The organism is Devosia lacusdianchii, assembly GCF_022429625.1.
GTDB classification, from domain to species: Bacteria; Pseudomonadota; Alphaproteobacteria; order Rhizobiales; family Devosiaceae; genus Devosia; species Devosia lacusdianchii.
On the sequence record NZ_CP092483.1, the window covers coordinates 3,787,738 to 3,799,820 of the forward strand.

At 64.3% G+C, this 12,083-nt stretch carries 11 protein-coding genes; 8 read left to right on the top strand and 3 right to left on the bottom strand.

Features of this window, described 5'->3' with window-relative positions:
• Window positions 1-100: 100 nt before the first annotated feature.
• The 5 genes from MF606_RS21685 to MF606_RS18665 all read left to right on the top strand — a co-directional run bounded on the left by MF606_RS21685 (window position 101) and on the right by MF606_RS18665 (window position 4,299).
• Entirely contained in the window at window positions 101-322 is a 222-nt protein-coding gene (locus tag MF606_RS21685) for a hypothetical protein (protein WP_338084388.1), read from the top strand.
• Window positions 319-1,227 (top strand): site-specific tyrosine recombinase XerD, encoded by a 909-nt coding sequence (locus MF606_RS18650; RefSeq protein WP_240230825.1) that lies wholly within the window; start codon window positions 319-321, stop codon window positions 1,225-1,227. Before MF606_RS21685 ends, MF606_RS18650 begins: the two co-directional genes overlap by 4 nt.
• Before the next feature lie 172 nt (window positions 1,228-1,399).
• Entirely contained in the window at window positions 1,400-2,353 is a 954-nt protein-coding gene (locus MF606_RS18655; RefSeq protein ID WP_240230826.1) for an acetyl-CoA carboxylase carboxyltransferase subunit alpha, read from the top strand.
• 173 nt (window positions 2,354-2,526) lie between these two features.
• Window positions 2,527-3,552 carry a L,D-transpeptidase family protein gene (locus MF606_RS18660; RefSeq protein ID WP_240230827.1) on the top strand — a complete coding sequence of 342 codons (1,026 nt, stop codon included), beginning with the start codon at window positions 2,527-2,529 and terminating at the stop codon, window positions 3,550-3,552.
• 105 nt (window positions 3,553-3,657) lie between these two features.
• A complete protein-coding gene (locus tag MF606_RS18665) occupies window positions 3,658-4,299 on the top strand; it encodes a hypothetical protein (protein ID WP_240230828.1) in 642 nt (213 codons plus the stop codon).
• A gap of 179 nt (window positions 4,300-4,478) precedes the next feature.
• Here the strand turns inward: MF606_RS18665 and secA are convergent, their stop codons facing one another.
• Window positions 4,479-7,223 (bottom strand): preprotein translocase subunit SecA, encoded by a 2,745-nt coding sequence (gene secA / locus MF606_RS18670; RefSeq protein WP_240230829.1) that lies wholly within the window; start codon window positions 7,221-7,223, stop codon window positions 4,479-4,481.
• A gap of 379 nt (window positions 7,224-7,602) precedes the next feature.
• On the opposite strand from secA, the gene MF606_RS18675 reads away from it, so the two are divergent.
• The gene (locus MF606_RS18675; RefSeq protein WP_240230830.1) at window positions 7,603-8,550 is read left to right on the top strand and encodes a peptidylprolyl isomerase; all 948 of its coding nucleotides are present in this window, start codon (window positions 7,603-7,605) and stop codon (window positions 8,548-8,550) included.
• Window positions 8,551-8,557: 7 nt separating this feature from the next.
• Here MF606_RS18675 and MF606_RS18680 read toward each other — a convergent pair whose 3' ends face one another.
• Window positions 8,558-9,172: a TetR/AcrR family transcriptional regulator gene (locus tag MF606_RS18680; protein ID WP_240230831.1), complete on the bottom strand. Its 615-nt coding sequence runs from the start codon at window positions 9,170-9,172 to the stop codon at window positions 8,558-8,560.
• Window positions 9,173-9,272: 100 nt separating this feature from the next.
• On the opposite strand from MF606_RS18680, the gene MF606_RS18685 reads away from it, so the two are divergent.
• A complete protein-coding gene (locus MF606_RS18685; RefSeq protein WP_240230832.1) occupies window positions 9,273-9,509 on the top strand; it encodes a putative antibiotic biosynthesis monooxygenase in 237 nt (78 codons plus the stop codon).
• A gap of 16 nt (window positions 9,510-9,525) precedes the next feature.
• Here the strand turns inward: MF606_RS18685 and MF606_RS18690 are convergent, their stop codons facing one another.
• Complete coding sequence (locus MF606_RS18690; RefSeq protein WP_240230833.1) at window positions 9,526-11,037, bottom strand: MFS transporter; 1,512 nt, start codon at window positions 11,035-11,037, stop codon at window positions 9,526-9,528.
• Between the two features lie 103 nt (window positions 11,038-11,140).
• On the opposite strand from MF606_RS18690, the gene MF606_RS18695 reads away from it, so the two are divergent.
• Complete coding sequence (locus MF606_RS18695) at window positions 11,141-12,043, top strand: LysR substrate-binding domain-containing protein (protein WP_240230834.1); 903 nt, start codon at window positions 11,141-11,143, stop codon at window positions 12,041-12,043.
• The last annotated feature ends 40 nt before the right edge of the window (window positions 12,044-12,083 follow it).

Consider the following 12,083-nt stretch of genomic DNA (forward strand, 5'->3'; position numbering starts at 1 on the left):
GAAACTTGCACAGGACGCCTGGTGCAGGCCGCTGCGGCGGTCAAACGGAAACGAAACTATTTGCTGACAGTTTACCAGCAATTGTTATCGTTGGACGATCATGCCGACCCTGATCCGCCTCATCATCACGCTGCTGTTTCTTGCTGGCCTCGTCTATGCTGGCATGTTCGCGCTCGTGGCGCTGGTCGAGCCGACGCCCAAGGAAGTCACCATCCGCATTCCCTCCCGTGATCTGCTCGGTGGCGGCGCGCCGGCCCTGCCCGGCAGCCAGCCGGCCGCCCCGGCAACGGAAGCGGCGCCTGCCGAGACCACGACGCCATGAGCGGCGGGCACCTGATCGGCGCCTTTCTCGAAATGATGAGCGCCGAACGCGGCGCCGCCAAGAACACCATCGACGCCTATCGGCGCGATCTTGGCGACTATGCCGGCTTCGTCGCCGGCAAGCAGCAGACGCTGCTGACCGTGCCGCGCGAAACCGTCAATGCCTATCTCGACCAGCTTCGCCGCGACGGCCTCTCTGCCGCGTCCAGCGCCCGCCGCCTCTCGGCGATCCGACAATTTCACCGCTTCCTGTGCGCCGACAATATGCGCGGCGATGACCCGACCCGCATCGTCGCCAGCCCCAAAAGCCGGCGCGCGCTGCCCAAAGTGCTTTCCATCGCCGAGGTGGACAAACTTCTGGTGACTGCCGAGGTAGAAGCCAACGCCGAAGCGTCCGAGCAAAAACACGCCGCGGCATTGCGGCTCTACGTGCTGTTGGAACTGCTCTACGCCACCGGCATGCGCGTCAGCGAACTCGTGAGCCTGCGCCGCTCGGCGGTGATGCGCGATACCAGCTTCATCACCGTTACCGGCAAGGGCAACAAGGAGCGCGTCGTTCCGCTCAACGATCGCGCCCGAGATGCGGTCAAGGCCTATGTGGCGACGCTGGACGCCGGCCCGTTCCTGTTCCCCGCGACCGGCGCCGACGGCTATCTATCCCGCCAGGTCTTCGCCCGCGACCTCAAGGGCCTGGCAGGCCGCGCCGGCATCAGTTCGACCCGCGTCGCACCGCACGTCCTCCGCCATGCCTTCGCCAGCCATCTGCTGGCCGGCGGCGCCGATCTGCGCGTGGTACAAATGCTGCTCGGCCACGCCGACATCTCGACCACGCAGATCTATACCCACGTTCTGGACGAGAAGCTGCGCACCCTGGTCGAGAGCCACCACCCGCTCAATCAGGGCTGATAGCCCGGTACGCCCACTATCAATCTGTTAGCATTATGGGACGCATAACGATCAGGCGCGCGCAAACCTTGACTTGATGTTGCGCCATCGTCACTTTCCGGCCACTTTAGGGCGCAACAGCAGCGGCCCATATCCACGGGTCCGACATAATGACCCCTAACGGGCGGGTGGGATGCAGTCTTATCTCGATTTCGAAAAGCCGGTAGCCGATCTTGAAGGCAAGATCGCCGAGCTCAAGTCCCTTGCGGCGACCGACCAGGCCGTCAGTATCGACGAAGAGGTCAACCGGCTATCGAGCCGTGCCGATGAGGCACTGGTGGAAATCTACAAGCGCTTGACGCCATGGCAGAAGACCCAGGTCGCCCGCCATCCGCAGCGCCCGCACCTGTCCGATTACATCAAGAGCCTCATTACCGAATGGACGCCGCTGGCCGGCGATCGCAAATTCTCCGAGGATGCTGCGATCCAGGCTGGTTTCGGCCGTTTCAACGGCCAGCCCGTTGCTGTTGTCGGCCAGGAAAAGGGCAATTCCACCGAGACACGCCTCAAGCACAATTTCGGCATGGCCCGCCCGGAAGGCTATCGCAAGGCCGTCCGCATCATGGACATGGCCGACCGCTTCAATATCCCGGTGATTTCATTCGTCGATACCGCCGGCGCCTATCCCGGCATCGGCGCCGAGGAGCGCGGCCAGGCCGAGGCCATTGCCCGCTCGACCGAAAAATCGCTTGAGCTGGGCGTGCCCAATATCGCCATCGTCATCGGCGAAGGCGGCTCGGGCGGCGCCATCGCCATTGCCACCGCCAGCCGCGTACTGATGCTCGAACACGCCATCTATTCGGTGATTTCGCCCGAGGGCGGCGCCTCGATCCTGTGGCGTGACGCAGCCCGGGCGCAGGATGCCGCGACCAATATGAAGATCACCTCGGCCGATCTGCTCGGCTTCGGCGTCATCGACGGCATCATTCCCGAACCCCCGGGCGGCGCCCATCGCCACCCCGAGATCGTGATGGACTCGACTCGCGGCGCCATCGCCGCCTTCCTCGCCGACTTTGCCGGCAAAGGGCGCCTTGAAGTACGCGAACACCGCCGCGAGAAGTTCCTGGCGATCGGCACGGCGCTGTAGCGCCTTCCCCCTCTCCTTTGGGGAGGGGCGGGCAGATTTGCACACTTGCGTGATTTCACCCCGCTTCCCGCCACAATTGCGCCGTGGTAACGCTTCGTTCACCAGCAATTCTCATGCTGCGGTAACTACGAGTACCTATGGGTCTCGCACCTCTCCGCAATGGGCCGCCGACCGTGACCGCTACCCTTCTCCGCAAGTTCTGTTCGGCCCTCATTCTGCTCTGGGTCGCCTTTGGCCTGGTCGCCTGCGGCGGCTTCCTGCCCAAGAGCAGCGACAACCGGCACAACCAGCCATTGCAAAGCGGCGTGGTTTCGGGCCTGCGCGCCATGGGCTCGTCGCCCGGCGAGGCCATGGTCATCCGCATGTTCAAGCAGGAAAAGGTGCTTGAGGTCTGGAAGCGGACCAGCTCTGGCCAGTTCAAGATGTTCAAGAGCTACGAGATCTGCGCCTTTTCTGGCGTGCTCGGGCCCAAGATCAAGGAAGGCGATCGCCAGAGCCCGGAGGGCTTCTATACGATCACGCCCGGCCTGATGAACCCGCGTTCGAGCTACTACCTGGCCTTCAATACCGGCTTTCCCAACAAGTTCGACCGCGCCTGGGGCCGCACCGGCAGCGACCTGATGGTGCATGGCGACTGCTCGTCGCGCGGCTGCTACGCCATGACCGATGACGGCATTGCCGAGATTTACGCGCTGGCGCGCGAGACCTTCAAGGGCGGCAATCCCAGCTTCCAGCTGCAGATTTTCCCGTTCAAGATGACCGCCGCCAACCTGGCGTCGCAGTCCACCAGCGAGCACCTCAATTTCTGGAAGGACATTAAGGAAGGCTACGACCTGTTCGAGCTGACCAAGACGCCGCCAGTCTGGGACGTGTGCGAACGTCAATACATCTTCAATCCCAGCAGTGGCGGCGGCGCTCTCAACGCCATGGGCGCCTGCCCGGCAGGCGTGCAGAATGCCGCCCTCACCGCCAAGCAGCAGGCCGATGAGGCCGCCTTTGCCAATACGCTGGCGGCCCAAGAGCGCAAGGCGACCGAGGAAGCGGCGATCAAGGCACGCGGCGAGGCTGTTGGCGGCGCCGTTTCCGGCATCTTCAGCGGCATCGGCAACCTGTTTGGCGGCGGCAAGGACGAAGACATCGTCCCGGTCATGAGCGGCAAAACCGCGCCCATACCCTTTCCCCGCCCCAACCGGCCATAGCCACTTCACGCAAAGCCATATCCGGGCCGCATTGTGGGGCGATGCCCTCTCGGCCTGTGCTAGAATGGACCGCAAACGGAGACTGTCGCTGTGGAAGAGACGCCGGTGGCCAGCAGTGGCTTCAAGCTGCATGCGCCTGAGCCAGAGCCCGCTACCCCGGTGGCGCCGCGCCGTGCGCCCGGGCGCGTTCTGAGCTTTGTCGTCGGTCTCGTCGGCGTCGCGGCCCTGTTTGCTGCGGGCTGGGTCTATACCGAAACGCAGCGCGACATAGCGCGCCTCTCGACCGACATCGCACAGATCAAGCTCAGCCTCGAACTGTTCGGTCGCCAGCAGGCGGCCGATAGTCCGGCGAGCATACCCGACGATGCCGGTTTGCAGGACCTCTCCAACCGTCTGGCGATTCTGGAGGAAAGCTGGCGTAGCGGCGCGGCCAATACCCAGAACCCGACCTTGCCGGCCCTGGCGGGCGAGACCACGGCGCCCGCTGCCACTGCCGCCTCGGATGGCGACTGCCTGCCTACCGGCACGCGCTTCATGGTTGCGGCCGGCGACAATTACACCGTCTGCGGGACCACTGGCACGGTTGAAATCGGCGCGGTGGAGAATGGCTTCATCAGCCTGGCCGACGGCACCGTCATCGCCCAAGGCGGCAATATCGGCCTGCCCGGCACCCAATGTATGATCGCCGTATTGCCCAGCGAGGGCGGCAGCATCAGCGGCTTCGCCGAAATCCGCGTGACGTGCTGAGGATGTCCAGCCCGCACCCGGCAAGTGAAAGCCCCGATCGTCACCCTCGGGCTTGACCCGAGGGCTCGGCCGGCGTGCCGAGAGTGAAGCACCATCGGGTCAAGCCCGAGGGTGACGCACAGCACGAACGACAGTGCCAGTGAAAAGGCCCAGACTTTCATCTGGGCCTTTTCGTTTCTCTAGAACTGCCCGTGGCAGTGCTTGAACTTCTTGCCTGAGCCACAGGGACAAGGCGCGTTGCGCGAGACGCCGACCAACAGCTTTGGGTCGATCGGCTTGAGCGACGGATCGCTGCCGACCGCGCCAAGGGCTCCGGCAATCGTGTCGCCGCCGTCGGCGTCGTTTTCGCCGGTCAGCGGATCGATATGGGTTTCGCGCAGGCGGCTGAGGTCGGGCACCGGCGGAGCCACGGGACGCGGCTGCAGCTCGACATGGCTGAGTTGCGTGGTCACCAGTTCGCGCAGATTGGCGAGCAACGCCTGGAACAGCTCATAGGCTTCCTGCTTGTATTCGTTGAGCGGATCGCGCTGGGCGATGCCGCGCCACCCCACGACCTTGGAGAGGTGATCGAGCGTCACCAGATGCTCGCGCCATAGCCCGTCGATCGACTGCAGCAAGATCGACTTCTCCACCTGCCGCATCACGGTCGGATTGCCCGAACCGGCGGCTTCCATCGCGGCGATGGTGCGGGTTTCCTTGGCCGCAGCAGCAGCATCGGCCGCTGCCGTCAGGCGCTCGATGACGATCTCGGCGTCGATGCCTTCCTCGGCCGCCCAATCCTTCACCGGCACATCAAGGTTGAGATAGGTCTTTGCCGCCGCCTCGAGCTGCTCGACATTCCACTGCTCGGGATAGGAGCGCGGCGGGATGGCCTTGTTGACGATGTTCTCGACCACGTCGTGGCGCATATCGATGACCGTCTCGCTGATATCCTCGGCGTCCATCATCTCGATGCGCTGCTCGAAGATCACCTTGCGCTGATCGTTCATCACGTCGTCGTATTTGAGGATATTCTTGCGGATATCGAAGTTGCGCGCTTCGACCTTGCCCTGGGCGCGCTCGATCGCCTTGGTGACCCATGGATGGGTGATGCTCTCGCCCTGCTCCAGGCCCAGCTTGCCCAGCATGGAATCCATGCTGTCGACCGGGAAGATGCGCATCAGGTCGTCCTGCAGTGACAGGAAGAAAGCCGAATGACCCGGGTCGCCCTGGCGGCCGGAACGACCGCGCAGTTGGTTGTCGATGCGGCGGCTTTCATGGCGCTCGGTGCCGATGACCATCAACCCGCCCGCTGCCAGCGCCTTGGCCTTGTCGGCCGCGATCGTCGCCTTGATGTCGGCGATCTTGGCCTCGCGCGCCTCGCCCTCAAGACCTTCGGTTTCGCGCTGGATGCGCATTTCGAGATTGCCGCCGAGCTGAATGTCAGTACCGCGACCCGCCATGTTGGTGGCGATGGTGATGGCGCCGGGCAGACCGGCATCGGCGACGATAAAAGCTTCCTGCTCGTGGTGACGCGCATTGAGCACGTTCATCGTGCCCACATTCTTCTGGCGCAGCAGGTCGGCCAGCATTTCCGACTTCTCAATGGAGGTCGTGCCGACCAGCACGGGCTGGCCGCGATCCTGGCATTCCTTGATCAGTTGCGCGATGGCGTCGAACTTCTCGGCGGCGGTGCGGAAGATGGCGTCTTCATCGTCCTTGCGCTGTACCGGCACGTTGGTGGGAATGGTCACCACGTCGAGCTTGTAGATGTCGGCGAATTCTTCGGCTTCCGTCGCCGCCGTACCGGTCATACCGGCCAGTTTCTTGTAGAGGCGGAAATAGTTCTGGAAGGTGATCGACGCCAGCGTCTGGTTTTCCGGCTGGATCTTGACGTGTTCCTTGGCTTCCAGCGCCTGGTGCAGGCCTTCCGAATAACGGCGGCCCGGCATCATGCGGCCGGAAAACTCGTCGATGATGACAACTTCGTCGTTGCGGACGATATAGTCCTTGTCCTTGCGGAACAGCTTGTGAGCGCGCAGGGCTGAGTTGGCATGGTGCACCAGCGCGACGTTTTCGAGGTCGTAAAGCGAGCCGGTCTTGAGCAGGCCGTCCTCAGCAAGCTTGGCTTCCAGCTTTTCGATGCCCTGGTCGGTAAAGGTCGCGGCGCGCTGCTTTTCGTCGAGCTCGAAATCGCCCTCGCCAATCATCGGCATCAGGGCATCGATGGTGGTATAGAGATTGGAACGGTCTTCCGACGGACCCGAAATGATCAGCGGCGTACGGGCCTCGTCGATCAGGATCGAGTCCACTTCGTCGACAATTGCAAAGGCATGGCCACGCTGCACCATCTGGGCGCGCGTGTACTTCATGTTGTCGCGCAGGTAGTCGAAACCAAGCTCGTTATTGGTGCCGTAGGTGATGTCGGCGGCATAGGCGGCCTTGCGTTCCGGATCGGTCATGCCATGCACGATGATGCCGGTGGTGAGGCCCAAAAATTCGTAGATCTGGCCCATCCAGGCCGCGTCGCGCTTCACCAGATAGTCGTTGACCGTGACCAGATGCGCGCCCTTGCCGGTCAGCGCATTGAGGTACATCGGCAGGGTCGCCACCAGCGTCTTGCCTTCACCGGTCCGCATCTCGGCGATGCCACGCTCGTTCATCACCATGCCGCCGATGAGCTGCACATCGAAATGGCGCATGCCCAGCACACGCTTGGAGGCCTCGCGCACCGTGGCGAAGGCCGGCACGATCAAGTCGTCGAGGTCGGCGCCCTTTTCGAGCTGCGCCTTGAACTCGGCGGTGCGAGCGCGCAAGGCGTCGTCGCTGAGTTTTTCGAGCTCGGGCTCGAGCGCATTGATGGCGGCAACCTTGCCTTGATACCGCTTTACGTGCCGGTCGGACGGAGAGCCGAAAATCCGCCGGGCGAGCGCAGCAAGTGCCATATGTCAGGTCCTTTGATTGCTCATCGGCGCGCGGGTGAGGGGAGGTTTGAAATGCAGTCCCGTCAACGGGTCGTCGTCGCGATGAGAAAGCCTTTCCGGCTTTGAATTTCTGTATCCCCGCCGAGCGGCGGAAAAGCGGCTGAGATGTAAGAGCGAGGCCTTGTCTTGTCAACGTCGCCAAAATGGGCGACACCTCCTCCGCCCTGCCGGAAATCCGCGCAGAAACGGGGTTTTCGGCCCTTTGGTTGCTCACGAAACGCGGCGCGGCACATTTTGGCCCCGTTGCCGTGTGAGGCAGGCCGGAATACCCCAGAGGCACGTGGCTGCCGATTACCAATGAGCCAGGGCGCAGCAAGCGCTGGCCAAGGAGATTTACCTGATGATGTCTTTTTCCAAGCGCCTCGCCCGCACCGCGAGCGTTCTTGCGCTGATCCTTGCGGCCAATGCCGTGGCACCCGCCTTCGCCCAGGACGCGGCCCCCGCTGCCGAGGCTCCGGCGGCTGAAGCCGCTCCCGCCCCCACTCCGGAGACCGTCGTGGCGACCGTGGCGGGCGAGCCGATCACCGAGGCCGATCTCAGCTTTGCCGCCGAGGACCTGACCCAGGAACTCAGCCAGATGCCTCCCGAGCAGCGCAAGGCCTTCCTGCTGCGCGTGCTGATCGACATGAAGGTCATGGCTGCCGCCGGCCGCGACGCCGGCATGGCCGATACCCCTCTGTTCCAGCAGCGGCTCAAATACCTTGAGGATCGCGCTCTGCGCCGCGCCTACTTCGCCGATACCATTGCCAATGCGGTGACCGAGGAAGCCGTCCGCGCCGACTACGACAAGCTGGTCGCCGAATTCGTGCCCGCAGAAGAAATCCGCGCCAGCCACATCCTGGTCGCGACCGAGGAAGAGGCCAAGGCCGTCAAGGCCGAGCTCGACGGCGGCGCCGATTTCGCCACCATTGCCAAGGAAAAGTCGATCGACCCAGGCGCTGCCAATGGCGGTGATCTGGGCTTCTTTGGCAAGGGCATGATGGTCGCTCCGTTCGAAGCCGCTGCCTATGCGCTGACCGATATCGGCCAGGTCTCCGATCCGGTGCAGTCCCAGTTCGGCTGGCACGTCATCAAGCTCGAGGAAAAGCGCGAGTCGACGCCACCAGCATTCGAGCAGGTTGCTGGCCAGATCCAGCAGCAATTGCTGATGAAGACCTTCGATGAAACCGTCGCCCGGTTGATGGACGGTGTCGCGATCGACATTCCGGACGCCGAGCTCTCTGCCGCCGTGGCTGCCCAGACCGAGACCGAAGCTGCCGGCGAAGAAGCTGCGCCCGTCGCGCAGTAACGCCAGATCAGCGTCCGGGGGCCATCAGCCCCCGGACCATCTGCCGCGCCACAACGCGCAGCTTGTCCGGATCGCGCTCGATGCGCCCGGTCAGCAGCCGGTGCCAGATAAAGCCCGCCAGCACATCGGCCGCCAGACCACAATCCACATCTCTGGCCAACTCTCCGCGCGCCACGCCCCGCTCGAAGAGCGCACTGCCTTGCAGGCGCCGCTCGGCGGAATATTCGGCAAGCGAGGCTGCAGCGGTCTCGTCGCGCTGGGCCTCGGCGACAATGAAACGAAACACCTGACCGGCGCCGGTGTCGCCCCAATGGACAAACACCCCGGTCAAAAATGCCAGCACATCGCCTTCGACCGATCCAGTATCCATATGGACATTGGCTGGCTTGCGCCGGTGATAGACATCGAGCAGCAATGCCGTCTTGCCCGGCCACCATTTGTAGATGGTCGGTTTTCCGGCACGGGCCCGCTTGGCAACCGCCTCGATGGAAAAGCCGGCTATGCCTTCCTCGAACACCAGCGCCTCGGCGGCCTCAAGGATGGCTTCCTGGGTATCGGGATTGCGGCGCGCGCCGATTGATCGGCGGCGTTGATCAGCGTCATCGGTAGCAAAGTCGGTCATCACAGCAATATCGTCCAAAAGAAACTCGAAAGAAAGGGGTTGAACGAAACGTGGCGTTCCGTTAGAGAACGAAACGTACCGTTTCAATGGAGCATCGCTGATGCAACCCACTTTCGCCTCTCGCCTTCGCATGGCCGCCGTCATGACCTTGCTGGTCTATCCCGTGGTCACCCTCTACCTTTATGTCCTGATGCCGCTGACGGCTGGCTGGGAAATCTGGCAACGCTGCCTGATCCTGGTGCCTGTCATGGCCACCACCATCGTGCTGATCGTGGTACCGGCTGCCACCCGCTACTTTGGCGGCTTCATCGCCGGGCGTAAGAAGGCGGCGGCCTGAGCCGCCGCCCCTCTGGCTAGGCCTTGCGCAAGCGCAGGGCCAGGATCACGCCGACCACCGCGAGCCCGGCAGCCACGAAGGCGTGCTGGGTGAACGCGGCGACATAAGCCTCCTGCGCCACCGCAGCGGCAGCCGTCTGCAGTGCCGCCGGCAAGCTGGCGATCGCCTCCATGGCAGCCCCCAGGCTGTCGCGGATGGCGAGGTCGGCCTCGGCGGGCAGACCAGGCGGCAGTTCCGCCGCAACGCCCTGCCGATAATGGGCGATAACCATGCTGCCGGCCACGGCGACACCCAGCGCGCCACCCAGTTCGGAGGCCGTTTCGGCCACTCCGGCCGCCGAGCCGGACCGTTCGGGCGGCGCGGCGCTGATGACGAGATCGGTAGACAGCGCCAGCACCGGCGATACGCCCAGCGAGAACAGCGACATGCCGATCAGCAGTAGCGCGAACTCGCCATTGCCCAGGCCAATGCCGACCATCGCAAAACCGATGGCGGTGAGGCCCAGCGCCACCACCATGACGCGCCTGGACGACAGCGCCGAGGCCAGGCCCGGCGCCAGCAGCGAACCGGCGACGAACCCCAGTGCGGAGAACAACGACCACACCCCGGCCTGCAGCGGAGACATGCCCAGCACCAGTTGCAGATGCTGCGCCAGCAGCAGCAGCATGCCGAAGGTGAGGAACAGTCCCAGGAAGTAGATGCCCAACGGCACCACGAACCGGGCCTGACCCATCAGCCGCACGTCGATGACCGGGTCGGGCAGGCGGAACTGCCGGCGGACGAAAAGCGCGCCGAGCGCCAGCCCAGCGGCGAGGGCCGCCAGCGGCACCGGGCCGACCTCGCCGATCACCAGATGCTTGATGCCATAGACCGTGCTCAGGATGGCCAGGACCGACAGGGCGGCGCTGGGGAGATCGATCGGCGCACCGTCCGGGTCGCGGAATTCGGGCAGTAGCCGCGGCCCCAATACCAGCAGCAACACCATGACCGGCAGCGGCACCAGGAAGACCGAGCCCCACCAGAAAAATTCGAGCAGCAGCCCGCCCACGATCGGGCCGATGGCCCCGCCGACCGAGAAGCTAGCGATCCATACCGCGATGGCGAAGCTCCGCTCTTTCGGGTTGGCGAATATGTTGGAGATCAAGGATAGGGTTGAGGGCGCCAGGGTCGCGGCGGCCAGACCGAGCAGCGCGCGCGAGGCAATCAGCATTTCGGTGCTGCTGGAAAACGCCGCCAGCGTCGAAGCGGCGCCGAAAGCCACCGCCCCCAGCAGCAGCAGACGGCGGCGGCCGATGCGGTCGCCCAGCGCGCCCATAGTCACCAGCGCCCCGGCCAGCACGAAGCCATAGATATCCACGATCCACAGCAGTTGCGCGCCGTTAGGGCCCAGATCGGCCACGATATGAGGCAAGGCCAGGGTGAGGATGGTCAGATCCATCGAATAGAGCAGGCAGGGCAGCGCCAGAATGGCGAGGCCCCACCACGCCCGCGCATCGGCGCGCGGAGCGGGAATGTCGGCGGCAGTCATGACAAATCTCCTGTCGTCGCGGTAAGGGCGCAAATCTATGGATGTGGACAAAGCCAGACCAGACGGGCAAATGTGGACTTATCATCCACGTCTGGAGACAATCATGCTGGACCTCAACGACCTGCAGACCTTCGTCCAGGTGGTCGACCATGGCGGATTCACCGCCGCCAGCCGCGCCACCGGCACGCCCAAGCAGACGCTGAGCAAGCGCCTGGCGGCGCTGGAGACGGCCACCGGCGTGAGGCTGATCCAGCGCACCTCGCGCAGCTTCGGGGTCACCGAGCTGGGCCGCGACCTCTATCGTCATGCGGCTGCCATGCTGGTGGAAGCGGAAGCCGCCGAAAACGTCATCCGCGGCCGGTTAGGCGAACCCTCGGGCACGGTGCGCGTCACCGCCGGGGTCTATACCATGCAGAGCGAACTCTCCGCCCTGCTACCCCAGGTCGCCCTCCGCCATCCCGGCATCACCCTGGTGCTCAACGCCACCGACCGCTTCGTCGATCTGATCCTGGAGGGCTATGACATCGCCGTGCGCGATCATATGGCTCCCCTACGAGATTCAGGACTGGTGCAGCGTCGGCTGATGATCGAGGACTTCTGGCTGGCGGCTGCCCCCGCCTATCTGGCTGGCAGGCCGCCCGTCATCGAGCCGACCGACCTAAACCGGATGGACGCGGTGTTTTCCGGCCCCAATGACAGTTTCTGGGACCTGCATGGGCCCGATGGGCAAACCGTTCGGGTCACGCCCCGCTCGCGCTTCTGCGCCAACGACGTCAACGGCACTCTGGCCGGCATCGTAGCCGGGCTGGGCGTAACCGCGATGCCCGCCTCGATCTGCGCCGGCCCGATAGCGCGCGGCGAACTGGTGCAGGTTCTGCCCGGCTGGGATATGGGCCAGGTGACCACTACGATGCTGATGCCGCATCGCCGGGGCCTGCTGCCCTCCGTGCGGGTGGTGGCCGACGCCATCGCCAACCACCTGATCGTGCAGCGCGCGCCGGAATAGGCACGCCGCTGATGGCCTGGCTTGACATGGACCGCACGCC